A 24,717-nucleotide genomic window follows, 5' to 3' on the forward strand; every position below is an offset into this window, starting at 1 on the left:
TTTTTAGCCAAAATAGTAGTCAAAGCGGCAGTCAGGGTGGTTTTACCATGGTCAACGTGACCGATGGTGCCAACGTTTACGTGCGGTTTGCTACGTTCAAATTTTTCCTTAGCCATGGCAATATCCTATATATCTAAGCTTTAAAGAAATGAATAATCGAAGAGATGGTGCCCATGGGCAGATTTGAACTGCCGGCCTCTCCCTTACCAAGGGAGTGCTCTACCCCTGAGCTACATGGGCCTAATTGTTGGAGCGGGTGAAGGGAATCGAACCCTCACCGTAAGCTTGGAAGGCTTCTGCTCTACCATTGAGCTACACCCGCATTACTCGCTACTGCTCCAAGTAAGAATTTTGGTGGAGGGAGAAGGATTCGAACCTTCGAAGCTTTCGCAACAGATTTACAGTCTGCCCCCTTTGACCGCTCGGGAATCCCTCCAAAAGAGAACGCTAGTTTATTAGCGGCTTGCTTTTCCGTCAAGTTTTTTTTTGATTTTATTTCAAAACAAACATAATTTGATGTTTTAAAGAAGAATTTATTTAAACTGGATAATCTTTTCGTATTTTGCCATCAACTCGTCATGCGTTTCGGGATGTTCTTCGTCAATCAGGATGCAATCAACCGGACAAACCTGCTGGCACTGCGGCTCATCGTAGTGTCCGACGCACTGCGTGCAGAGGTTGGGGTTGATTTCGTAAATTTCCTCGCCTTGCGAGATGGCATCATTGGGGCATTCGGGTTCGCATACGTCGCAGTTGATGCACTCGTCGGTAATAAAGAGCGACATTTCTTTTCCTTTTCCACTAAATTATCAAAACCGGGCGGGCGCGGATTATAGCACAAGGTTTTTTTGAACCGGACGGTTGCAAACGAATGTTTACAACTCGGAAATGATTATCAAATCGCATATTATTCAGCCACTTGGAAAATCCTTAATTCAAATGTACTCTGCCCTGATTTCCCCTCTCTATATTCCGTCAGCCAATCGGGAATATCCGGCAGCGTACCCGCCTCGAGATAGACGAATGCCTCGGGGTTCAGGTGCGGCTTCAAGGCATCGAACAGGATTTGCCAATCCTGCCATGCAAACGGCGGGTCGAGAAAGACGACATCAAACTGTTCGGATGCGGTCTTCAAATATGCGATGCCGTCTGAAAAGACGGTCTGTATTTGCCCCAAACCCAATTCGCGACTGTTTTTCTCAAGGGTTTGTACCGTTTGACGGTTGTTGTCCGAAATCAGCACGCGTTTGGCGTTGCGCGAAGCGGCTTCCATACCAAGCGCGCCGCTGCCGCCAAACAAATCCAAAACCGTTTTGCCCGTCAAATCCTGTCCCAGCCAGTTAAACAGCTTTTCACGCACGCTGTCGGGTGTCGGACGCAGACCGTCGGCGGATGTGAAACTCAATTTCCTGCCCCGGCATTGCCCGCCGATAATGCGTACCCGGTTGCTGTGTTTGGTATGTTTGCCTGCCGCCATAATCAAAAACCTGTAAGTTCAAACGGTATTATACAAGACCTGTCAAAGAATATGCCGTCTGAAAACTTTTTTCAGACGGCATATCTGTTTTAAACGGTCTCGGTCAGCTTGCGGAGCAGCTCGATTTCTTTGTCTTTTTGTTCCAACATTTTTTTACAGTGTTTCAATTCCATTTGTAAAAACTCTATTTTCATCGGAACATCACCTGACGCATACAACGCAATATCGCCGCCACTATCCCCTTCATTAATCTGAAACACCATCCCGCCGCCGCCCGATTTGAGCAAGTCCCACATATCGATTTTGAAAATCTGAGCCAACTGCTCCAAACGCGGGATATTCAACTGCGTCTCGCCCCGTTCGATTTTGGCATACCCGCCCGCCGACATCGCCAGCTTTTCCGCCATATCCTCCTGCGACCATTTATTCAATTCGCGCATCAGGCGGATTTTTTCGTGGGTTTCCATAAGCTGAACTTTCTGTATAGATGGTTAAATTATTTGGATAGATTTTAAATTTTTTCTATCTGTTCATGCAATCTATTTTTGATATACTCAATTTTCACATAAATTTATATGTGTTTAAATTGAATCCATTATCACTTAACCCGCTGTAGGAAGTAATTATGAAAAAAGTATTAGCTGTAACTGCCCTGCTGATTGCATCTATTCAACCATCCTTGGCTAAAGAATCTCTGGAACTTATGCGTTGTGAAGGAGGTTCGTGCTCAAAATCCTACGATGTTATTCGTATTGGTGCATTATATTCCCACTTAAAAGAAGGCAATGACTACAAAACCAATGGTGGCGGTTTATTTCTCAATGCTGAGAATCTTTCTGACGGCTTAAGTTTTGAGCCACACATAGAATATGCAACTTATCAGAAAAAAAATGGTGTTCGAGCTTATCGTCATAAAGAAGAATTTAATTTGAAATTTGGTATCCCTTTAGGAACAGATAGCGTTAGTCTCCGCCCTTCAATAGGTGCGGGTCATGAACTCACTGGGTTGAAAGGTCAAGATAATACAAAACTCCGACATATGTATGGCCGTATTGGTGCGGATTTACGCATTACAGCTAACAAAAACTTTCACATTACCCCAAGCATAGCTTATGTGAAAGATGTTTATACCCGTTTAAAATATGACGGAGATTCTTACACACATGGCGGTCATGCATTTGAATATGGCTTAACTGGTGATTTCACTATCGGGAATCATGGCTTTACCACTGGTATATACGCTCAAAACTACAAAAATAGTCACATTGGTGAAAATTCACTAAAACGCTATGATGTACGTTTAGGCTATAAATTCTGATTGAATACACGCAAGTTCCTTACTTTTATGTAATTTCTTGCCAAACAAAGCCGTCTGAAAACCTGATTTTCAGACGGCTTTGTTTTACTGTTTATTCCTTGCTGCTACCTTTCGGTGCAGGCGGTTCAATCTGTTCTTTCCAGCCACATTCTTTTTGCGGGCAGACTTTTTCCACGCCCCAGCGTTTGGTGGTTTTGATGGTCAAGACCGGCCAATGGCAGTTCGGGCATTCTTCGGCGACGGGCGGGTTCCATGTGGCGTAGTTGCAGTCGGGATAGGTGCTGCAACTGTAAAACAGTTTGCCATAACGGGATTTGCGCTCGACGAGGCTGCCTTTTTTGCATTGCGGACATTGGACGCCGGTATCTTTCGGTTTTTCCAACGGCTCGACGTGTTTGCATTTGGGGTAGTTGGCGCAACCGATGAATTTGCTGCCGGTTCGGCTGTATTTATACACTAGGCGACCACCACATTTCGGGCATTCGCGCCCATCGAGTTCGGCCTGTTCGGCTTCCGCTTTGGCGATGCGCTCGGCGGCTTCTTCGGCGGTTTCGTTCACGTTGCGGGTGTAGCTGCACTCGGGATAACCGGCACACGCGACGAAACGACCCATTTTGCCGAATTTGATTTGCAGTTTGTGTTCGCCGCATTTCGGGCAGGTTTCGTCAAGTTCCTGCGTGGTAAATTTGGCGCGTTCAATGCCCTCTTTTTCTTCCACTTGCTTGATAAACGGCTTCCAAAATTTATCCATCACGGGAATCCATTGGCGTTTGCCGTTGGCAATTTCGTCAAGCTGGTCTTCAAGTTTGGCGGTAAAGTGGTAATCGACGTATTGGGCGAAGTGTTCGGTCAGGAATTTATTGACGATATCGCCTGTGTCGGTAGGCATGAAGCGTTTTTGCTCAAGGGTAACGTATTCGCGGTCTTTGAGCGTGGAGATGATGCTGGCGTAGGTCGAGGGGCGGCCGATGCCGTATTCTTCGAGGGCTTTAACCAGCGTGGCTTCGTTGTAGCGCGGCGGCGGGGTGGTGAAGTGTTGTTCACCGTAAAGTTTGTCCACGGGCAGTTTGTCGCCTTCGCTCATTTCGGGCAGTTTTTTGCTGTCTTCGCCTTCTTCATCGTCGCTGCTTTCTTCATAAACGCTCAAGAAGCCTGCGAAGGTTTGCACTTGTCCGGTTACGCGGAATACGCCTTTGCCGACGGTAATATCGACGGTAGTTTGGTCGAATTTGGCGGGCGTCATCTGACAGGCGACGGTACGTTGCCAAATCATTTGATAGAGTTTGAACTGGTCTGCGCTCAGGAAGGGTTTGACGCTTTCGGGCGTGCGGTACACGGAAGTCGGGCGGATGGCTTCGTGCGCTTCTTGGGCGTTTTTGGATTTGGTTTTGTATTGTTTGGCGGCACTCGGCAGATATTCTTTGCCGATTTTGTTTTCGATGTAATGGCGGATTTCGGTTAAGGCTTCATCCGCCAAATTCACGCTGTCGGTACGCATATAGGTAATCAGACCGATCGCGCCCTGCCCTACGTCTATACCTTCATAAAGCTGTTGGGCGGTACGCATGGTGCGGTCGGTGGTGAAGCCGAGTTTGCGCACGGCATCCTGCTGCATGGTAGAAGTGGTGAACGGCGCGGCAGGATTGCGGCTGCGCTTTTTCTTTTCAATGGCGGTAACGACGGCCTCTTTGCCTTCGAGTTCTTTCAACACGTCGGCTTGCGCGGTCTCGTTCGGCAGGTCGAATTGTTCGAGTTTCGCGCCGTTGTATTGGGCGAGTTTGGCGGTGAACTTGCTGCGGCCTTTGTGGCTGTCTAGATGTACCGTCCAATATTCCTGCGCTTCAAACGCGCGGATTTCGTTTTCGCGCTCGCAAATCAGGCGCAGGGCGGGACTTTGCACACGACCTGCGCTCAAACCGCGACGGATTTTTTTCCATAACAATGGCGAAAGGTTAAAGCCGACTAAATAGTCCAGAGCGCGACGGGCTTGTTGCGCATCGACCAAATCCATTTCGATTTCGCGCGGATGGGCAACCGCATCGAGCACGGCGTTTTTGGTGATTTCGTGGAACACAACACGCTGCGGCTTGATGTTTTTCAGGCCGCGTTTGGATTTGAGGATTTCCAAAAGGTGCCAGGAAATCGCTTCGCCTTCCCTATCCGGGTCGGTTGCGAGGTAGATGTTTTCAGCTTCTTTGGCTCCGGCGACGATGGCATCGACGTGTTTGGCGTTGCGTTTTATCAGCTCGTATTTCATGGCGAAATCCTGATCCGGATTGACCGCGCCGCTTTTGGGAACAAGGTCGCGGACATGTCCGTAGGACGCGAGGATTTCAAAATCGCCGCCCAAATATTTTTTCAGGGTTTTGGCTTTGGATGGGGATTCGACGATTAATAGGTTTTTCGCCATGTGTTTCCTCTGGTAATAAATGTCTCGGTTCCGGTATTTCAGACGGCAGGTTAGCAGGATAATGCCGTCTGAACCTGTTTCAGTTCATAGTAGGTTTGTTATCGAGCAATAGTGCGCTCATCAGCTCGTCGCCGACCAACACGGGCAGCTCGCTCTTGTTTGCCCATAAAAGCAGCAGGGTCAGCACTTTGGCGGTATCTACGGTAATTTCGTCGCCGGGGATGTGCATGAGCGCGTGAATGATGATTTCCCGCTGTTCGCAGCTTACGGCTTTTTCTTCAATCAGATACTGCATCAGCCCCATCACTTCCTGCGGCAGGTTGTCGGTTTCTTCTTTGCTGTACACGCGCAATGCGCCGCTGTCGGCAGGTTCGACTGAAAATTCCGAGCTGTTGAGCAGTACTTCCATCATCATCAAGGTGTTGCCGATTTCCATGGTATCGAAACCCGCTTCTTCGAGCAGCATACCCAAATCTTCGGGCGGCGGACAGGTATCGAAATCTTGGAAATGTTCGATGAGGTAGGCAATGACTTCGGTCATTCATGTTCCTTAAATTATGCGTTCAGGTTCGGATACGCTGGTATCTTCCGCCGGGCATGGCGGCAATGCTGCCGTCCAATTCCAATTCCAACAGTTCGGCGTATAAGTCTGCGGCAGGCATACCCAACTGCTCTGCAAGCACATCCGGATGAACCGGGTCGAAACCCATCCTGTCCAAGATACCGCCGCCGACGGGTCGGCCCGCCGTCTTTTCAGACGGCATTTTGCCTTCAGGCAGAGACGGCTGGTCGGATGCCGTCTGAACGGCAGTGATGCGCTTTTCAGGTATTCCCTTATTTATAGAATATGATGAAGCACCCTCATTTTGCAAGAGCCGCGGACACTCATGAAGGATGTCGTCCAGGCATTCCACCAATTTTGCGCCGTCTTTAATTAGTTTGTGGCAGCCTTTACTGTGTGGATTGTCTATCGAGCCGGGTACCGCCATCACTTCGCGCCCCATCTCCGCCGCCAATCTGGCAGTAATCAGCGAACCGGATTCCAACGCGGCTTCAACCACCAGCGTTACTTGCGACAGGGCGGCAATCAGGCGGTTGCGGCGCGGAAAGTTGCCGGCATACGGCCGCGTGCCGATGGGAAACTCGCTGACAATCAATCCTTTTTCGGCGATTTCATAGGCAAGGTTTTTATTGGACGGCGGGTAAATGCGGTCTATACCCGTCCCCCACACGGCGATGGTGCCGCCTTCTGCCTGCAACGCGCCCTGATGGACGGCGGTATCGATGCCCGAAGCCATACCCGACACAACGGGAATGCCTTTCCCGCCCAACGCCCTGCCGAAATCTTTGGCAATCCGCATGGCCTGCGGCGTGGCATGGCGGCTGCCGACGATGGCGGCGGAAGGCTTGTGCAGCAGCCGCACGTTGCCGCGCAAAAACAAAACCGGCGGCGCAGTCAGCCCCTGCGTCAGCATTTCGGGGAAATCTTCATCCTGAAGCAGCATCAGACGGCATCCGTCCCGCATTTCCCATTCCAACGCCGCTTCTGCCGCCTGCCGCGCCAAAGCGCGTTTTTCCGCATTGCGCCAAGCCTCAAGCGCGTGCTTATGCCGCACCGCCGGGGCAACCTGTTCCGCCGGTGCTGACAAGGCATTTTGCGCACTGCCGAAATGGTGCAGCAGCAGCAAGAAACTTTCCGCGCCGATATAGGGCGTAAAAGCCAGTTGCAACCATGCGAAACGTTCGTTCTCTGTCATGAAATCTGTCCCCTTATGATTTCAGACGGCATTTGCTCCAAATGCCGTCTGAAAACGGAAGCCCTGCAATCTGAAAACCGGCGGTTTACACCTATTCTTCGGTTTTTTCACCCGCACGACGGGAAATGCCGATACCGAGCTGCTTGAGCTTGCGGTAGAGGTGGGTACGCTCCAACCCGACCTTCTGCGCCACTTTGCTCATATTCTGACCTTCTTGGGCAATGTGGTACTCGAAATAACGCCGCTCCAATTCTTCCCTCAATTCGCGCAGCGGCAGGTTGAAATTAAACCCGCCCACCATATCTTCCGCCCCCTCGGCAGGCACATTCTGCCCCAAAAGGGAAGAAACCGCCGCCGCACCGATTTCCTGCCCGTCCGCCTCCAACAGCAGCGTTGCTACGACGCTTTGCAGTTGGTCGAAATTTCCCGGCCAGTCGTAACGTGTCAGCACGGCAAGCGCATCTTCACTGAATGGGGCGGGCGCAATCTTTTGGCTTTCCGCCACCTCGCAGGCAATCCCCTGAATCAGGAAAGCGATGTCCTCATGCTGCATACGCAGCGGCGGAATGCGGACGACCGACTCCGACAGCAGTTCCGCCAGCTTTTCCTCGCAGGCAATGCCGTCTGAACCTGCCGTCCTGCTGCCCGATGCGACCACCCTGACGCGGCAGCGTTCTGCCTTGCCGATGATAAAGGCAATGCCGGTTTGGATATTGCGGCTGTATTGGGCAATGTCGCCGACATACAAAACGCCGCCCTCCGCCTTCTGCAACAGTTCCATCGGCATATCGATCAGATATTCGACCCTTGCCGGACTGACCCACGGCGTACCGTTTTTATGGAAATAGCGCGCCACGGTTTCAAACGGCGAACCCGCCTCGCCCGTCAAAAATACAGGGGACGTGCGTTTTGCCGCCGCTTCGACTTCGCGGTTCATCTCCTGAATCGCGGCACTGTTGCCCAGCTTGTCGAACACCGGTCCCGTTTCGATTTGCGCCGCACCGTGTTTCAACGCGTTTTCGACGGCAGACAGCAGCTTTTGCAGGGAAATCGGTTTTTCCAAAAAGTCGAGCGCACCGATTTTGGTGGCTTCCACTGCTGTGTCGATGCTGGCATGCCCACTCATCATGACGACCGGCATATTAAGCTGCCCGTTTTTCGACCATTCCTTCAAAAGGGTAATACCGTCGCAATCCGGCATCCAAATATCCAGCAGCACCATCGCCGGGCGTACCTGATGGCGCAGCTTACGCGCCTCTTCGGCATTTTCCGCCAACGCGACCGAATAGCCTTCGTCCTGCAGGATTTCCGACAGCAGGTCACGGATGCCGATTTCGTCATCTACAATTAAAATATCGCTGCTACGCATAAGTTTATACCGTTTTTGGCAAGATGATTCTGACACACGCCCCGCCCGCATCCTGATTGCTCAGGCTGATGCGGCCGCCGTGTTCTTCAATGATTTTTTTCACCACGGGCAGACCCAGTCCCGTTCCCGCCGGTTTGTCCGTTACATACGGCTCGAAGGCGTTGTGCAGCATTTCCCTGCCGAACCCTTTGCCGTTGTCGCAAACCGTCAGGACAATCTGTCCGTCCTGCCCCGTTTCCGATTTTACCCTGACTTCGGGCATATCGGCTTCCTCTGCCGCTTCGGCGGCATTTTTGAAAATATTGTGCAGCACCTGCCGCATGGCGGTCGTATCCGCCGCCATCATCAGCGGTTCGCCGGCAAGTTCCGCCTCAAACCGGCACGGGCCGGCTTCGTACAGAGCCAAAACATCGCCGATTAAGGCGTTCAAATCCTGATTTTCCAGTTTGAGCGAAGGGGCGCGCGCATAATTGCGGAATGCCTCGACCATTTCTTTTAACGCCGCCACCTGTTTGATGATGGTGTCGGTCGAACGCGTCAGGATTTGCGCGTCCTGATCGTCCAGCTTCCCGCCCAATTTCCACGCCAGCCGTTCAGCGGAAAGCTGGATGGGCGTGAGCGGATTGCGGATTTCGTGTGCCAGCCGTTTCGCCACTTCGCCCCACGCAGCCTCTTTTTGCGCGCGTATCAGCACGGTAATGTCGTCAATCACCATCACCACGCCGTTGCCGTTGTCTTCGGGCAGGACCGTTGCCTTGCCCAACAGGATTTTGGCATCGTCCGGCGCGGCATATTCCACCTGTACCGGCTTGTCCGTACCCGCCGCCGTACCGATGGCGGCAAACACTTCGGCAAGCAGGGACTGCTGCGCCGAAACGCCGTGCCAACCGTGCCGGCTGCTGCCCCACAGGGGGGCGAGCGGCATCCCCAAAATCTGTTCCGCCGCCTTGTTGAAGGTTTTCAGACGGCCTTGTTCGTCAAACACCACCACGCCCGTGGTCAGCCCCTCCAACACGCATTCGAGGTAGTGGCGGGCGGCTTCCTCGCGCCGGCGGTTGCGTTCGTCTGCTTCTTTGGCGATGGAAAGCTGCTCGGTCATATGGTTGAACAGCTTGGTCAAACGTCCGAACTCGTCGTTGCGCAACACGGGGTGCGTCTGGCTGAAATCGCCCTGCGCCACCGCCTTTGCGCCTTCGGCAAGCGACAGAATGGGTTCGACGAAACGGCGGGCGAAATACAGTGCCATGACCAGTGCAAGAAAAATCGACAGCAGCGAGGCAATCAGCAGGGTTACCAGAAAAAAGGTCTGCAAACCTTTTTTGCTGTAACTCAATTCGGCATATTTCGCTCGCGCCTTCTCGATCAGGACGGCATCCTGTGCCACATTTTCGGGAATCGGCTGGCGGAAGAACAGCGCGTAATCGCGTCCGTTGTGCGTACCCGCCGACAGCCAACCCTGCGCGTACAATACGCCGCCTATGCTTTCCAAACTCCGAACCGAACCGGTCTGCTGAATCTGTTCCCAATGTGCTTTGTCGGGAAGCGGCTGGTCGAATTGGTGCGGATTGATGCTTTTTTCGATTTTGCCGCTTGCGGCATTGTACAGGGCAAGCTGGGCAAAACCGCTGCCGGCGTAGTGTTCCAGCACACTGCCCATATTGCCCGACAGGGAGGCGGTGCCGATGAGGTCTATCTGTACGGGAACGGCGTTGCTGACGGCATTGTCTGCCGCCAAATCCAGTGCAGACTTGCTCAAATTGAGGCTACGTTCGAGGGCTTCGTGGGTGTCGTTGCCGAACCACGAATTAATCGTCCCGTTGATAAACTGCGCGGAAATGCCGAACAGAAACAAGCCGGGCAGTACGGCGACCAGCGTGAACATCCCGGAAAGGCGTTTGGCAATCTGCGAACCGAATACGCCGTTGCGCCTGTCTTTCAACAGCAGCAGGACGTAACGCGCCAGAACGGCGGACAACACCAGCAGCAGCATTGCGCTGAATGCGACTATCCACCAGAAATAATCCGCCAGCGCACTGGCACTGCCGGTCGCCGCCGTCAATCCGTACAGCAGGACGACGGCGCACACGGCGGAAACAGGCAGAAAGCGGCGCATTATTTGTTCCCGATGATGTTTAAAGGTTTCCAACCCGAATCCAAATGCCAGTTTTTAGCAGTCAATGCGTTGATTTGGAAGGGCTTGGGCAGTTTCGCCGTGGACAGCGTCAGGCGGATTTCGGCTTTGGTTTCCCCCGCTTCCGCGCCGGACAGCGCGCCTTTGTGCAGGACTTTCCAATTGGCAACCGCGCCGGTCGCGCGCAATGCCGCCGCCAAAGTGTCGTAGTCTGTCGAAAACGCGCCGACGGTAACGCGGTAGCGGTTGGTCAGCGGATGGAAACTCAGTTTGTAGTCAATATTGTCGTCATCGCCAATCAGTTGCCCCAATTTAAACCGATAAGAAGCGATTGTCGGGGCGGAAAGCTGCCAGCTCAGGGTAAAGTTGAGCGGTACGCCTTGGCGCAACGCCTGTTGGAGCTGGTCGGGCAGCTCGGTTTGGAAGCGGCTGCTGATGGAAAGCCGCCCGCCGTCGGTTATCCTCGCTTCGGCGCGGGTCGCGGCAATGCCCTCCGCCGCCGCGTCCGGCAACACGGAAAGCAGCGGCAGCAGCACAAGCCATTGTTTAATGCTTTTGAATAAGCGCGTAATAAAAGCCATCTTGGTGTTTGTTCGGTAAGAGTACCCGCGATTCGATCGGTTCTGCATCAGCATGGCGGTTGAGGAATTTTTGCAATTGCCCGTCGTTTTCTTCGACGAACACGGAACAGGTGGCAAGCAGCATTCTGCCGCCCTGTTTCAGCGTCTGCCAAAGTGCATCTAGCAGGGCTTCCTGCTGGCGGGCGGTTTTGAGCGCGTCGGTCGGACGGCGCAGCCATTTCACGTCGGGATTGCGCCGCGCCACGCCGGAAGCGGTGCACGGCACGTCGGCAAGGATTGCGTCGAAAGGCTTTCCATCATACCACGCCGCCAAATCCCGCGCATCGGCACACGCCGTCGATGCCGTCTGAAAGCCCAAACGGGCGATATTGTCTTCCACCCGTTTCAGACGGCCTGCATCGATGTCCAAGGCGGTAACGCGGCAATCCGCCAATTCCAAGATATGCCCCGTCTTGCCGCCCGGCGCGGCGCACGCGTCCAAAATCCGTTCGCCGTCTTTCGGGTTTAACAAATACGCCGCCTGCTGCGCGCCGAAGTCCTGTACCGAAACAATGCCGTCTGAAAAACCAGGCAGGCGGTTCACCGGCACGGCTTCTTCCAACGTAACCGCATATTCGTCCAACGCCTTAGCCGCGATACCTTCCGCCACCAGTTTTTCCAAATAGCTTTCGGCATTGCCGTGCCGGCGGTTGACGCGCAAAGTCATCGGCGGATGGGATTGCAGCGCGGCGGCGATGTTGTGCCAGTGTTTCGGATAATGGTTTTTCAAGTAAGCCACCCACCACAGCGGCAGGTTGTGTTTCGCCACATCGTCTTTTTTACAGGAAGCTGCAAGCTTGTCGCGTTCGCGCAAAAAGCGGCGCAAAACCGCGTTGGCAAACGAACGGTACTGCCCGCGTCCGATTTTGGCTATGCTTTCAACAGCTTCGTTAACCACGGCGTGCGGCGCGTTGCGCGTGTAATGCAGTTGGTACAACGCCGCCAAAAGCAGGCTTTCGAGCTGCGGATTGTCAATCGGTTTTTTCAGCATCTGCGCGAGCATATGTTTCAAACTGCCCAGATAACGCTGGCAGCCGTAGGCGATGTCCTGCAACGCGCCGTTTTCCTGCGCCGTAAGGTCGGGATGCGCCGCGCGGATTTGTGCCAACACGTCCTGAAGGTTGCGCCCTTCGGAAACCGCCGCAATGCTGTCGGCGGCAAGTTTTTGGGCAAGTGCCATACTCATATTATGTGATTCGCTTTCTTCAACTGATGGTTTCAGACGGCATTCCCGTTTGCGGATCGGAATGCCGTCTGAAGGGATTTACAGCTTCGTCCCTGCTTCGATATGCCGTCCTGCCGCAAACGCCGCGATATTCATACGCCTGCCGCCGGCAGGCTGCAATTCGGTAATCTTCAGCGCGTTTTCGCCGCAGGCAACGACCAAACCGTCCGCCGAACAGGACAACACTTCGCCTGCCGTGCCTTGTTGCGCCACCACTTCCGCCCGCCGGATTTTCATCGGTTTGCCCTGATATTCGACCCACGCGGCAGGCACGGGGTTGAAGGCGCGGATCTTGCGTTCGATAACCGCCGCGCTTTCGCTCCAATCGATACGCGCTTCTTCTTTGCTTAGTTTTTGGGCGTAAGTTACGCCTTCTTCGGGCTGTTTGACCGCGTTCAGACGGCCTTTGCTTTGAAGCTGTTGCAAATCGGCAACAATCGCCGCCGCACCGATTTCCATCAGCGCGTCGTGGACTTCGTTGGCGGTATCGGTAGGTCGGATGGCGTAGCGGTGTTCGCTGACCACATCGCCGGTGTCCAAACCGATGTCCATCTGCATAATGCACACGCCGGTTTCGGCATCGCCGGCCTCAATCGCGCGCTGAATCGGCGCCGCGCCGCGCCAACGGGGCAGCAGCGAGGCGTGGATGTTGAGGCAACCGTGTTTCGGCGCATCCAACACGTCTTGCGGCAGAATCAAACCGTAGGCAGCAACCACCATTACGTCCGCGCCCGTATCTTTGAGCATTTGCAGGGCTTCGGCGTTGTTACGCAGTTTTTCAGGCTGTTCGACGCGCAAACCGAGTTCCAGCGCGGCTTGTTTGACAGGCGGGGCAGTCAGTTGCATACCGCGCCCTTTCGGACGGTCGGGCTGGGTCAGCACCAGCGGGATTTCAAAACCGGCGGCGGCAACGGCTTTTAAGGCGGCGGCGGCAAAATCGGGCGTGCCGGCAAAGATGACTTTCATAGCGTGTTCCTGCGTGTGCGTAAAGTTGTCGGATAAGGGCGTGCCGTCTGAAAACCTTGCAGCGTTCAGACGGCACGGCAAAAGGGTCAAATCGTATGTTTCTGACGTTTTTTCAGCTTGGTCTTAATCCGCCCCTGCTTGAGCTGCGACAGGCGTTCGACAAACACGATGCCCATCAGGTGGTCCAACTCGTGCTGCACGCAAATCGCCAGCAGACCGTCCGCCTCCAGCGTGAACTTTTCGCCTTTTTCGTTCAAAGCCTCGACCTTGACGCGTTCGGCGCGGGTAACGGTGTCGTAAATGCCCGGTACGGACAGGCAGCCCTCTTCGTAAGTGGTTTCGCCGTCTTTTTCGACGATGACGGGGTTGATGAACACGCGCGGTTCGCTGCGGTCTTCGGTCAAATCCATCACGACGATGCGCTCGTGCACATCGACCTGCGTCGCCGCCAGCCCGATACCGCGCGCCTCGTACATCGTTTCAAACATATCGGCAACCAGCTTCCGGACGCGCTCGTCAACTTGTTCGACAGGCTTTGCCACCGTGTGCAGACGCTCGTCGGGATATTGCAAGATATTCAATAAAGCCATAATTTTCTCTTTCCTTCGGCGGATACGCCGCCTGTTTTTCATAATTACCGTGATGGTGCGGATAATTCGATGTTAAAATGCGGGACATTTATTGTCATGCGGCACGTCCCGAAAAGACCGCCGCCGCTTTTTCCAACCCAATCAGGCAAGACAAACCGAAATTCATCAGATAAGGGGAACGGTTATGCAACGTCGTATTATAACCCTGCTCTGCGCGGCAGGTATGGCATTCTCAACACAAACTTTGGCGGCAAATCTGAAGGTGCGCCCGAACGCGCCGCAACGCTACACAGTCAAACAGGGCGACACCCTGTGGGGCATTTCGGGCAAATACCTGTACAGCCCGTGGCAATGGGGCCGCCTGTGGGGTGCGAACCGAGGCCAAATCCGCAATCCCGACCTGATTTATCCGGGCCAAGTATTGGTGTTGCGCTACGTTAACGGTGAACCGCGCCTCAGCCTAGAACAAACAGACAATATCCCGGTTGTCAAAATGAGTCCGAATAAAGAAGTGTCCGGATACGGTATTCCCGCTATCGATGTCAACTTCTACCGCATCTTTATGCAGCATCCGCAAATCGTTTCCCGCAAAGAAACCGCCGCCGCGCCGCGCCTGCTTTCGGGCCCCGAAGGCAGGCTGCTGTACACCAAAGGCACCAGGGTTTACACCAAAGGCCTGAAAGAGCCGGGCCGCTACCTGACCTACCGCATCAATAAAAACATCACCGATCCGGATACGGGCAGATTCCTCGGGCAGGAAGTCACATTCAGCGGCATCGTGCGCTCCCTCGACTATACCGACTCCGCCCTCGAACAACGCTCGAAACAGGCTGAAGAACGGCTGAAAGACAACGAATACTATACCCGCACCCATCCTTTGATTACCCCGCTGCGTACCCATTCGATACAGCCGCTGGTGGTTGAAACCGCCATTTCCGAAATACAGCAGGGCGACTACCTGATGAAAATGCCGGAAGACACCGACCGCTTCAATATGGTGCCGCACGAACCGTCCCGTCCGGTTCAGGCGAAAATCGTTTCCGTGTTTGAAGGCGCGGGGGTCGGCGGACAGTTCAAAACCATTACGATAGACAAAGGCGGGGACGACGGATTGGACAAAGGCGCGGTTTTAAGCCTCTACAAACGCAAGAAAACGATGCAGGTCAACCTCTCCAACAATTTGGCCGAAGAACCTAAAAGCAGGGATACCGTCGAGCTGATTTCGACACCTGCCGAAGAAGTGGGCTTGGCAATGGTTTACCACACTACGCCGAGACTGGCTTACGCCATTATTTTGGAAAACATCTCCGATATTTCCGAAGGCGACACCGCCGCCAATCCGGGACGGGATTTGGACAATATGCCGGATCAGGGTCGCGCCCGCGTCGATTCCGACCCTTTCCAATAACCCCTCGGCAACAATGCCGTCTGAAGCCTTCAGACGGCATTGTTGCCGGAAAAAGCCGCCGGCACGGAACACGGCGCGCCGGACAACCCCGGCATACCGCCCCGCACATCGGGACACCTTCAATAAAATATCCGCTTAGGCTTTTCCGGCGTTTTCGAAATTTCCCTCAACGCCTGATTGAGCGCGCCCAAATCCAACGCCGTTTCCGAACGGCAGGCATCGCCGAAGATGTTTTTATATTCCGCCGTCAGTTTCAGCATTCCTTTGAACGCGCGCCCTTCCAAAGCCGCCGACAACTCGAAAATATCGGCGAACACGCGCCCGTAGGTTTCGCCCGAGGCGACCGCGTCCGTCCCCGATGCGAACATATCCATTTTTGCCAATTCCGCTTCAATTACACGCGCGTCTTCATCGTCAGGCAGCACTTCCGCCTTAAACCTGACCTGTTCCGCCATGCCTTTGCCGTGATTTCTGACCAGCAGGGCGAGCATTTGCGGCTTGTGTTCCAAGTGTTGCAAAGAAGCATGCAGGACGGGGTGTATGCTTTCGTTCTGTATCATTTTTTCGCGGTAGAACTTTTCCGCCTTAGCCTTTGAACGCGCCGACACGAACGCCCACGCCAGCCACACCAGCGCGACGGCGGACAATGCGGACAGAAGCGGGGGCAGCTCTTCAGTATAGGCTTTCTGATTGAACCAGATTTGCGCGGTCAAAAAACCGGCAAAGAAAATCAAAACGTAAAGTATCGGTGCGAAACGGCTTTGGACAGAAGCGTGCATCATCATTCCATTTCAGATTGGCAAAACGGGCGGCAGACGAAATGCCGCCCACTCGGTTTAAGGGAATCCGTCAGGCTTCCGCCACCGAATCCCGGCTGTAGGTTTTTTCGCAGTAATGGCATTTCAGCCGCGTCTGCCCGTTGTGTTTTTTAACATAAAACCGGCTTTTGACCGGCTCGCCGTGGCCGGCACAATTCGTGTTCGGGCAGCGGAACACTTCGGCGATTTCGTCGGGCAGGTTCAAATGCCGCTTCTGCACGACCTTGAAATTGTCGATGGTATTGACCACCGCTTCGGGGGCGAACAGGGCGAGGCGGTCGGCGGCTTTGTCGTCCAAGCACACGCCTTTGATTTTGATGATGTCTTTGCTGCCTTGGGTTTTGCTGGGCAGGTTGAAGCCCACGGTTACCGCGTTGCCGTAGTGCAAAAGTTTGAACTGGCGCAGGATGGCCAGCCCCCTGCCGGCGGGAATATGGTCGATAACCGTACCTTTTTCGATGGCTTCGACACTGAGTTTCGGGGTTTCCATATCTGTTCCTCACACTTCTTCGTTCAACACCAGAGACAATATCGCCATACGCGCATAAACGCCGTTGGTCGCCTGCTCGAAATAATAGGCGTGCGGCGTGGCATCGACATCGGGATGGATTTCGTCCACCCGCGGCAGGGGGTGCAGCACGCGCAGGTTCGGTTTGGCGCGGGCGAGCATAGATGCTTCGAGGTTGAATTTGCCTTGGATTTTGGCAAATTCCTGTTCGTCGAAACGTTCGCGCTGGACGCGGGTCATATACAGGATGTCCGCCCATTCCGCCGCCTCTTCCAAACTGCCGAGGGCGCGGTATTGGCAGCCGGCTTCTTCCAACTCTTCGGTAATGTAGTCGGGCATCGCGAGGCTGGGCGGCGAGACGAAGGCAAATTCACAATTCCAGCGTTTCAACGCCTGACAAAGCGAATGCACGGTGCGCCCGTATTTCAAGTCGCCCGCCATCGCGATTTTGAGCTTGTCCAAACGCCCCTGCGTTTCATAAATGGTAACCAGGTCGAGCAGCGTCTGGCTGGGGTGCTGGTTCGTGCCGTCGCCGGCGTTGATAACGGGGACGCGCGAAAACTCCGCCGCCACGCGCGCCGCGCCGTCTTTGGGGTGGCGTTGGACAATCGCGTCGGTGTAGCCGGAAATGATGCGGGCGGTATCGGCAAGCGTCTCGCCTTTTTTGGCACTGGTATTCGCGCCGTCCGAGAAACCGATAACTTTGCCGCCCAAACGCTGCACCGCCGTTTCAAACGACAGCCTCGTGCGCGTGGACGGTTCAAAGAAGCACGAACCGATAAGTTTGCCTTCCAACAAATCGCCGCGCGGATGCGCCTTCAGCTTCAATGCCGTCTGAAGCAGGCATTCCAACTGTTCGCGCGACAAATCCGAAATGGAGATGATATGCTGTCTGTAAAGCGGATTAGGCATTTTGCCCCCCTTCCGTAAAAAACCCGCGTCAGGCGGGCATCCGGTTATACGTCCACGCCGCCCGAGTGTTTGCGGAACAGCTTCGCAAAAGCGGCAATACGGCGCGTATTATCGCACATTTGCCGCCGCAAAGTTTTACCGCACGAATCCCGTACTTTTCAGACGGCATATCCAAACACGCCCGCATAAGCATCAGGTATAATCGCGCCAGACATTTCTTTTCAGGAAGCCACCATGTTAGTCTGCAACCCCTACGAAGTCGTCATCCACGGCACAACGAGTTCCGGCAAGATTTTCCGTCCCAGCGACTGGGCGGAACGCCTGTGCGGCATTCTGTCCTCGTTTACCAAAGACAACAGGCTTTCCTACTCGAAATGGGTGCGCCCCATGCTGGTGGACAACATCCGCTGCGTCGCCGTCGATAAAAAACTGGAAACCGACAATCCGCAGATGTTCCGCTTCCTGATGGACTTTGCCGCCGACAACGACCTGCGCGTCATCGACTGCAAAGCCCTGCTCGAAGAACGCGAACAGGGCGGACAAAACGACCCTACCGACGAACGCGTCCTGCTGGCACAGGCAATCGAAGAAAAACACGCCGCCGAGAAAGCACAGGAACAGACCGCCTCGGGCGCATCCTACATTTTGCGCGAAATCGGCGCGGACGACACCGCCACCGCCTTTGCAGCCTTGAGCGTTTTGCGTTCCGCCCTGACCGACATCAACCGCTTTACCGAACAAATCAACAAAACCCAACGCCCCCAAGGCTACCGCCTGCTGGGTATTTTTGAAGAAGGCAAACACAATGCCGTCGCCGTCTGCGGTTTCCACGAAGCCTGCAACCTCGCCAGCGGCCGACATATCCATATCGACGACATCGTTACCCTGCCGCAAAGTCGCCGCAAAGGTTATGCTTCGCGCCTGCTGGAAGAAGTCCGCAAAATCGGCGCGGAAACAGGGGTAACCAAAATCCACCTCAACGTCCACGTCAACCACGACCGTACCGACGCGCACCGCCTGTATTTCAAAAACGGTTTTGAAATCTGCGCCTACCACTTCCGTTGCGACCCCAAATGAAAACACTCCTCCTCATCTGCACCCTGTCGGCACTCGCCGCCTGCGCCACCCCGTCCGGACAAGGCGGCAGCCGGGTTTACGGCGAAATCAAAGCCGGTATCGAAACCCGGCACGCCCGCTGAAAAATGCCGTCTGAAACCCTTTCAGACGGCATTTTATAGTGGATTAACAAAAATCAGGACAAGGCGGCGAGCCGCAGACAGTACAGATAGTACGGAACCGATTCACTTGGTGCTTCAGCACCTTAGAGAATCGTTCTCTTTGAGCTGAGGCGAGGCAACGCCGTACTGGTTTTTGTTAATCCACTATAAAATACGCGCCCTATCCGTCCGCCCTGCCCGCACCCCCTGCCTTTACCGCCCTGCCCGATGCCGTCTGAAGCCTGAACCGCCCTACCAGCCCGATGACGCACGACACCGCCGGAAAGGGCATACACAAAGCCGTCAGCACATAACGCGCATTGCCCGTATTGACCACGTCCTCGCCCTTCAGCAGCAGCGGCAGCGCGTTCGCCCACTCCCACACCGACGGCGCGCTGAACGCCAATACCGCCACCAGCCCCAACATCCGGAATACCCCGATTTCCAAGACCTGCCGCCGCCGAACCGAACGGTTGAGCAGAAACACAACCGCCAACCCGAAACAGACCACCGCCGCCATCCCCCCGTTGGCGACAATCTGCAAACTGTTGAACGCAATATCGGGCGTAACTGCCAGCACGCCTTCCGAATCCGGCACGGCACGCTGCAAATCCAAACCCTGCAACACGTTCAACACAAAACCGTAGATCAAATCAAAAAACACCACGCCTATCGGCAAAGCACTCAAAAACCGCCACATCTTCCTGTCCGACCAACCGTTCAAAACCTTCATTTTACCCGACCGCGCAAGCCGCCGAACAAAAAATAAATTTAGCCTAAGTCATAAAACCGTGTAATTCTGCACCAAAAAAGGCGGTTTGCAGGTAAAATATCAAACCATTAATTTAAATCATATTTTTACAGAATATTCTGCCGCGTTCACCAAATGGACATCAAACCGGTTCCAAATTTCTGTAATTTTGCAACAAAATACCGAAAACACCCGATTGAGACCGAAAGGACTTTCATATGAACCAGACAAGCCGCGATCTGACCCGCATCAGCCACAACACCAAAATCGTCGCCACCCTCGGGCCGGGCAGCAATAACGTAGAACTGTTGGAAGATATGATCCGCGTCGGCGGCCTGAACGTCGTCCGCTTCAACTTCAGCCACGGCACGCCCGAATTCCATCAGGAAAACGCCCGCATCGTGCGCGAGGCGGCAAAACGCGCCGGACAGGAAATCGCCATCATTGCCGACCTGCAGGGCCCGAAAATCCGCGTGGGCAAAATCGCCGGCGGCGGCATCGAATTGAACAAAGGCGAAACACTGGTACTGGATGCCGCGCTCGAAGGCGAAGGCACGCGCGAGGCGGTCGGTTTGGACTACCGCGACCTGCCCGACGACGTTGCCGCAGGCGATGTTTTGTGGCTGGACGACGGCCTGCTGACCCTGACCGTGGAATCCGTCGAAGGCAGCAGGATTATCACAAGGGTGGAAAACAGCCACGTCCTGAAAAGCAACAAAGGCATCAACAAACGCGGCGGCGGTCTGTCCGCAGGCGCGTTGACCGAAAAAGACTTCCGCGACCTGAAAACCGCGATTGCCATCGGTTGCGACTACCTCGCCATCAGCTTTGTGAAGTCCGCCGAAGACCTGCACATCGCGCGCGCCAAAGTCGAAGAAGAAATGAAGGGCAGCACTGCCGTGCGCCCCGGTTTGGTTTCCAAAATCGAACGTGTGGAAGCGATTGAAAACTTGGACGAAATCATCCTCGCCGGCGACGGCATTATGGTTGCGCGCGGCGACTTGGCGGTCGAAGTCGGACACGCCGCCGTCCCCGCCCTGCAAAAACGGATGATCCGCCGCGCCCGCGAGTTGCGCCGCTTCAGCATTACGGCGACGCAAATGATGGAATCGATGATTACCAACCCCGTGCCGACCCGCGCGGAAGTCAGCGATGTGGCAAACGCGGTATTGGACGGCACCGATGCGGTGATGTGTTCCGCCGAAACCGCCGTCGGCGCGTATCCGTTTGAAACCGTCAGCCAAATGGCGATTATCTGCGCGGCTGCCGAAAAAGAACAGGATTCGCTCAACGGCGTTGCCGAACAGGTTGAGTATCCCGAAGCCGTCAGCACCAACTTGGCGATTGCCGGCGGCGCGGTCAGCGTGGCGCGCGCGGTTCACGCCAAAGCCATCGTCGCCCTGACCGAAAGCGGTTCGACCGCCTTTGAAATCAGCCGCCACAATATCACCCTGCCGATTTTCGCGCTGACCCCGAGCGTTTCCGCCCAACGCCGTATGGCGATGTACCGGGGCGTTCGTCCGCTGATTTTGGCAACCAGCACCGACCACGACACGGCGTTGAACGAAGTCGAAACGATGCTGGTGGAACACAACATCCTGCATTCCGGCGACCAGTACATCATCACCAGCGGCTCGCAAATGCGCGAATCCGGTTCGACCAACACGCTGGAAGTGCTGCGCGTCAAATAATCCGCCCTGAGTGGAAAATGCCGTCTGAAGCCGATGCCCGAGGCTTCAGACGGCATTTTTTGCGGCGGCGCGGCGGTTCGGGCAAACTCTGAAAAAATTGTGCAAATCCGGCAACATCGGATAAAATCGAGTACCTATACTAAAGCGAAACAAGGCAATTCCGACTGCCTTTTTTATTTGTCCTCCATCCGCCTTTTTACGGAAACTGAAATGACCCCTTCCACACTGAAAAAAACCGTCCTGCTGCTCGGCACTGCCTTTGCCGCCGCATCCGTCCACGCATCCGGCTACCACTTCGGCACACAGTCGGTCAACGCGCAAAGCACGGCAAATGCCGCCGCCGCAGAAGCCGCCGACGCATCGACCATCTTCTACAACCCCGCCGGCCTGACCAAACTCGACAGCAGCCAGATTTCCGTCAACGCCAACATCGTGTTGCCCAGCATTCATTATGAGGCGGATTCCGCCACCGACTTTACCGGGCTTCCTGTCCAAGGTTCTAAAAACGGCAAAATCACCAAAACCACGGTTGCGCCCCACATCTACGGCGCATACAAAGTCAATGACGACGTAACTTTGGGTTTGGGCGTGTACGTCCCCTTCGGCTCCGCCACCGAATACGAAAAAGATTCCGTGTTGCGCCACAACATCAACAAACTCGGTCTGACCAGCATCGCCGTCGAACCTGTCGCCGCGTGGAAATTCAACGACCACCATTCCTTCGGCGCAGGCATCATCGCCCAACATACTTCCGCCGAACTGCGCAAATATGCCGACTGGGGTATCCAGAAAAAAGCAGCAATGCTGAACAATCCTGCCGCCGCAGCCGCCATTCAGGCCGACGGACACGCCGATGTCAAAGGCAGCGATTGGGGTTTCGGCTACCAACTGGCGTGGATGTGGGACATCAACGACCGTGCGCGCGTGGGCGTGAACTACCGTTCCAAAGTTTCACACACGCTCAAAGGCGATGCCGAATGGGCGGCAGACGGCGCGGCGGCGAAACAACTGTGGAATAGCAATATGCTCGCACCGCTCGGCTACACGCCAAGCGAAAAAGCCCGCGTTAAAATTGTTACGCCTGAGTCTTTGTCCGTACACGGCATGTACAAAGTGTCCGACAAAGCCAACCTGTTCGGCGACGTAACTTGGACACGCCACAGCCGCTTCAATAAAGCCGAACTGGTTTTTGAAAACACCAAAAAAATTGTCAACGGCAACTCCGACCGCACCACCATCACGCCCAACTGGCGCAACACCTACAAAGTCGGCTTCGGCGGTTCTTATCAAATCAGCGAACCGCTGCAACTGCGCGCCGGCATCGCTTTTGACAAATCGCCCGTCCGCAACGCCGACTACCGCATGAACAGCCTGCCCGACGGCAACCGCATCTGGTTCTCCGCCGGTATGAAATACAATATTGGTAAAAACCACGTCGTCGATGCCGCCTACGCCCACATCCACATCAACGACACCAGCTACCGCACGGCGAAGGCAAGCGGCAGCGATGTAGACAGCAAAGGCGCGTCTTCCGCACGTTTCAAAAACCACGCCGACATCATCGGCCTGCAATACACCTACAAATTCAAATAAACGGCTCGCCGTTTGATTGTAGAAATGCCGTCTGAAACAGATTTCCGTTTCAGACGGCATTGTTTTAGGCTCGATTGAAAACGAAGCAGGAAAACACCGCCGCCATCCCCGTACAGACAGGAATGACAGGGTGCATTTTTGATTTGTTCCACTGCAACAATGCCGTCTGAACGCTTCCGTTTCAGACGGCATTTTTATCCGGCAGCCGATACGCTTACCTCGGTATTCTATTAAACATTTGCCAAACTGCCTTCATATCAAAACAATCGGAACGCTCGGGCAGCAAAACGGCAGCAGGCAGCTTGGTGATGCCGTTCAAGCCGCGCGGGAACAGCGCAATCCGCTCTTTGCCCTTTTCCGCATAATCCGCCTTGCGGTTGTGGACGGAAACGGCTTCGCGGTGGCGGTAAAGCAGCGTGTTCATTTCGATATAGGCTTCGTTGTGGATGGCTGCCGACTGTTTCTGCAACACATCCAACCGCCTGTTGAGCTTGTCGTTGGTTTTCATCAGCCTGTTGAAGAACGACGGTTGCTCCTGCAGTTTGGCGGTGCAGGCTTCGATACTTTCCGATACCGGCACGAACTGTTCGAGGTATTTTTCCAGACAGTTTTCCAAGTCGGTCAGGCAGCCTGCCATCTTGCGGGAAAATTCTTCTTCAGGCTTTCCCTGCCGAATGGACAATATCTCGCGGCGGCGGTCTTCCATTGCGGAAATATAGGCGTTCATGCGGTCGGACATATTTTCCGCATCCCTGCTCATCCACAGCGCGGGCAGCAGGCGGAAGTTTTCAAACGAATTGAAGATGCCGCCGAAAGACTGGCGGAAGGCGATATAAATATATTTCAAATCTTCCTCACCCTTCGCCATACGCGTCAGGCAATAGTAGAACGGATCGAGGACGGTGTCGCCCAACAACCGCTCGAATTGGTCCAATCTGGCGGCAATCGCCTGCGTGCGTTCGACTTGCGCGGGGAATGGCGAAAACAACAGCGGCAGGGCTTTTTTGTCGTAGTTTTCCTCTATCCTGTCCATCATATCGATGATTTCCCAGCTCACGCCGGATTGCAGCGAAAGAATCTGTTTCAAACCGTTGGCAAAACGCAGGGCATCATTCTGAGTGATGTTGCGGACGGGGATATGGATGGCGGTGTAATAGCGGTTGTAGCTGGTATAAAGTTTGTCTTCCGACAGGAAGCGGCGTAGGGAAAACGGAATATCGTCGGTGTAATAAGGCGCGATGGCGAAGATGTATTTTGACGTTCGGATAACTTCCAACTGGCGGGCGCGCTGTTCGGCAAACAATACTTTGTCAAACACCGGTTCGGGCATCTGCTTCACTTCGCGCGGGCGCATCATCGGAAAACTGTTGCCGAGCAGGTGCGATTTTAGGAACACTTCGCAGATATAGGTACAGATGATGTCCGAATCGAGATTGCGGGTGTTTTCGGGGATTTCCCATTTGGTTTTGTTTTTCAATACCGCAGCGGCGGCGTAGATGAATTCGGTTTTCAGAATCTGTTTGAAATTTTCCCGTGCGCGCTTGCCCCCGGTATCGACGTTTTTGATAACGGACAGCACGCTTTCGAGAATGTCGGCAATATAAACCGGCGATTCGCATTGCGCCAATACATCCAGGCGTTCCGCAATATGCCCCGCCAGCCGTTTGAGGTCGGGGATGGGAATATCCGTTGCCAAAGAAGAAAACGAAATGCGTTTTTTGGGAAGGTAAGTGAAAGAACCGTCGGATTCATTGTAGCCGATGCCTTTTCGGGAAAGGATTTGCGTACAGGCGGCCTGCCCGGCTTCGGGAGAAAGTGTTTTGAAGATTTCTGTCAGATTTTCCTGCCAATGGCAGTCGAGTTCGGGAAGGATTTGATTGAGTCTGAAACGGACGGCGTAAGGGATAAGGTCTTGCTCGAAATGTTCATTTTGCGGGGGGGGGGGGGGGGGGGGGA

The 24,717-nt window shown here is 54.4% G+C and carries 24 protein-coding genes and 3 tRNA genes; 6 read left to right on the forward strand and 21 right to left on the reverse strand.

Annotated features, from left to right (window positions below):
• The 7 genes from Q3O06_RS05210 to Q3O06_RS05240 all read right to left on the reverse strand — a co-directional run.
• Window positions 1-116, reverse strand: a 116-nt coding sequence (locus Q3O06_RS05210; RefSeq protein WP_301817998.1) for a GTP-binding protein, incomplete at its 3' end; no start/stop codon positions are given.
• Window positions 117-165: 49 nt separating this feature from the next.
• Window positions 166-240, reverse strand: a tRNA-Thr gene (locus Q3O06_RS05215).
• 8 nt (window positions 241-248) lie between these two features.
• Window positions 249-322, reverse strand: a tRNA-Gly gene (locus Q3O06_RS05220).
• A gap of 30 nt (window positions 323-352) precedes the next feature.
• Window positions 353-436 (reverse strand) — tRNA-Tyr (locus tag Q3O06_RS05225).
• A 97-nt stretch (window positions 437-533) separates the two neighbouring features.
• Window positions 534-785 (reverse strand): YfhL family 4Fe-4S dicluster ferredoxin, encoded by a 252-nt coding sequence (locus Q3O06_RS05230; protein WP_002215364.1) that lies wholly within the window; start codon window positions 783-785, stop codon window positions 534-536.
• A 122-nt stretch (window positions 786-907) separates the two neighbouring features.
• On the reverse strand, window positions 908-1,477 hold the full coding sequence (gene rsmD, locus Q3O06_RS05235) for a 16S rRNA (guanine(966)-N(2))-methyltransferase RsmD (protein WP_301817980.1): 570 nt from the start codon (window positions 1,475-1,477) through the stop codon (window positions 908-910).
• Window positions 1,478-1,566: 89 nt separating this feature from the next.
• Window positions 1,567-1,944, reverse strand: coding sequence for a helix-turn-helix domain-containing protein (locus Q3O06_RS05240; RefSeq protein WP_301817981.1), 378 nt, complete (start codon window positions 1,942-1,944; stop codon window positions 1,567-1,569).
• Window positions 1,945-2,102: 158 nt separating this feature from the next.
• On the opposite strand from Q3O06_RS05240, the gene Q3O06_RS05245 reads away from it, so the two are divergent.
• Entirely contained in the window at window positions 2,103-2,795 is a 693-nt protein-coding gene (locus Q3O06_RS05245; RefSeq protein WP_301817982.1) for a hypothetical protein, read from the forward strand.
• A gap of 91 nt (window positions 2,796-2,886) precedes the next feature.
• Here Q3O06_RS05245 and topA read toward each other — a convergent pair whose 3' ends face one another.
• The 9 genes from topA to def all read right to left on the reverse strand — a co-directional run bounded on the left by topA (window position 2,887) and on the right by def (window position 13,863).
• Window positions 2,887-5,205, reverse strand: a complete 2,319-nt coding sequence (gene topA, locus Q3O06_RS05250) for a type I DNA topoisomerase (protein ID WP_301817983.1) — start codon at window positions 5,203-5,205, stop codon at window positions 2,887-2,889.
• A 79-nt stretch (window positions 5,206-5,284) separates the two neighbouring features.
• A complete protein-coding gene (locus Q3O06_RS05255) occupies window positions 5,285-5,746 on the reverse strand; it encodes a Smg family protein (protein WP_301817984.1) in 462 nt (153 codons plus the stop codon).
• A gap of 22 nt (window positions 5,747-5,768) precedes the next feature.
• A complete protein-coding gene (dprA, locus tag Q3O06_RS05260; RefSeq protein ID WP_301817985.1) occupies window positions 5,769-6,962 on the reverse strand; it encodes a DNA-processing protein DprA in 1,194 nt (397 codons plus the stop codon).
• A 91-nt stretch (window positions 6,963-7,053) separates the two neighbouring features.
• Window positions 7,054-8,331 (reverse strand): sigma-54-dependent transcriptional regulator, encoded by a 1,278-nt coding sequence (locus tag Q3O06_RS05265; protein WP_301817986.1) that lies wholly within the window; start codon window positions 8,329-8,331, stop codon window positions 7,054-7,056.
• Window positions 8,332-8,335: 4 nt separating this feature from the next.
• Window positions 8,336-10,444 (reverse strand): sensor histidine kinase, encoded by a 2,109-nt coding sequence (locus Q3O06_RS05270; RefSeq protein WP_301817987.1) that lies wholly within the window; start codon window positions 10,442-10,444, stop codon window positions 8,336-8,338.
• Window positions 10,444-11,043, reverse strand: a complete 600-nt coding sequence (locus Q3O06_RS05275) for a DUF4390 domain-containing protein (protein WP_301817988.1) — start codon at window positions 11,041-11,043, stop codon at window positions 10,444-10,446. The genes Q3O06_RS05270 and Q3O06_RS05275 overlap by 1 nt, the downstream gene beginning before the upstream one ends.
• Complete coding sequence (rsmB, locus tag Q3O06_RS05280) at window positions 11,009-12,268, reverse strand: 16S rRNA (cytosine(967)-C(5))-methyltransferase RsmB (RefSeq protein WP_301817989.1); 1,260 nt, start codon at window positions 12,266-12,268, stop codon at window positions 11,009-11,011. Before rsmB ends, Q3O06_RS05275 begins: the two co-directional genes overlap by 35 nt.
• 78 nt (window positions 12,269-12,346) lie before the next feature.
• Entirely contained in the window at window positions 12,347-13,273 is a 927-nt protein-coding gene (fmt, locus tag Q3O06_RS05285; RefSeq protein WP_301817999.1) for a methionyl-tRNA formyltransferase, read from the reverse strand.
• Between the two features lie 86 nt (window positions 13,274-13,359).
• Window positions 13,360-13,863, reverse strand: a complete 504-nt coding sequence (def, locus tag Q3O06_RS05290) for a peptide deformylase (protein WP_206609203.1) — start codon at window positions 13,861-13,863, stop codon at window positions 13,360-13,362.
• Between the two features lie 184 nt (window positions 13,864-14,047).
• Between def and Q3O06_RS05295 the strand changes: the two genes are divergently transcribed.
• A complete protein-coding gene (locus Q3O06_RS05295; protein WP_301817990.1) occupies window positions 14,048-15,271 on the forward strand; it encodes a LysM peptidoglycan-binding domain-containing protein in 1,224 nt (407 codons plus the stop codon).
• Window positions 15,272-15,390: 119 nt separating this feature from the next.
• Here the strand turns inward: Q3O06_RS05295 and Q3O06_RS05300 are convergent, their stop codons facing one another.
• The 3 genes from Q3O06_RS05300 to pyrB all read right to left on the reverse strand — a co-directional run bounded on the left by Q3O06_RS05300 (window position 15,391) and on the right by pyrB (window position 17,509).
• Entirely contained in the window at window positions 15,391-16,056 is a 666-nt protein-coding gene (locus tag Q3O06_RS05300) for a DUF8453 domain-containing protein (RefSeq protein ID WP_301817991.1), read from the reverse strand.
• A gap of 64 nt (window positions 16,057-16,120) precedes the next feature.
• A complete protein-coding gene (gene pyrI / locus Q3O06_RS05305) occupies window positions 16,121-16,579 on the reverse strand; it encodes an aspartate carbamoyltransferase regulatory subunit (RefSeq protein WP_101121697.1) in 459 nt (152 codons plus the stop codon).
• 9 nt (window positions 16,580-16,588) lie between these two features.
• Entirely contained in the window at window positions 16,589-17,509 is a 921-nt protein-coding gene (gene pyrB, locus Q3O06_RS05310; protein ID WP_118792913.1) for an aspartate carbamoyltransferase, read from the reverse strand.
• A 234-nt stretch (window positions 17,510-17,743) separates the two neighbouring features.
• Here pyrB and Q3O06_RS05315 point away from each other — a divergent pair, with 234 nt between their 5' ends.
• Both Q3O06_RS05315 and Q3O06_RS05320 read left to right on the forward strand, forming a co-directional pair.
• Complete coding sequence (locus Q3O06_RS05315; protein ID WP_301817992.1) at window positions 17,744-18,586, forward strand: GNAT family N-acetyltransferase; 843 nt, start codon at window positions 17,744-17,746, stop codon at window positions 18,584-18,586.
• Window positions 18,583-18,708 carry a hypothetical protein gene (locus Q3O06_RS05320; protein WP_301817993.1) on the forward strand — a complete coding sequence of 42 codons (126 nt, stop codon included), beginning with the start codon at window positions 18,583-18,585 and terminating at the stop codon, window positions 18,706-18,708. Before Q3O06_RS05315 ends, Q3O06_RS05320 begins: the two co-directional genes overlap by 4 nt.
• 199 nt (window positions 18,709-18,907) lie before the next feature.
• Here the strand turns inward: Q3O06_RS05320 and Q3O06_RS05325 are convergent, their stop codons facing one another.
• Window positions 18,908-19,459, reverse strand: a complete 552-nt coding sequence (locus tag Q3O06_RS05325) for a hypothetical protein (RefSeq protein ID WP_301817994.1) — start codon at window positions 19,457-19,459, stop codon at window positions 18,908-18,910.
• A gap of 236 nt (window positions 19,460-19,695) precedes the next feature.
• Between Q3O06_RS05325 and pyk the strand changes: the two genes are divergently transcribed.
• A complete protein-coding gene (gene pyk, locus Q3O06_RS05330; RefSeq protein ID WP_301817995.1) occupies window positions 19,696-21,168 on the forward strand; it encodes a pyruvate kinase in 1,473 nt (490 codons plus the stop codon).
• 210 nt (window positions 21,169-21,378) lie between these two features.
• A complete protein-coding gene (locus Q3O06_RS05335) occupies window positions 21,379-22,761 on the forward strand; it encodes an OmpP1/FadL family transporter (protein WP_301817996.1) in 1,383 nt (460 codons plus the stop codon).
• Between the two features lie 214 nt (window positions 22,762-22,975).
• On the opposite strand, the gene Q3O06_RS05340 is transcribed toward Q3O06_RS05335, so the two are convergent.
• Window positions 22,976-24,717 (reverse strand): hypothetical protein (locus tag Q3O06_RS05340; protein ID WP_301817997.1); only part of this gene is annotated, 1,742 nt, incomplete at its 5' end.

Origin of the sequence: Neisseria maigaei, from assembly GCF_958267405.1 — a bacterium.
Taxonomy (GTDB): domain Bacteria; phylum Pseudomonadota; class Gammaproteobacteria; order Burkholderiales; family Neisseriaceae; genus Neisseria; species Neisseria bergeri.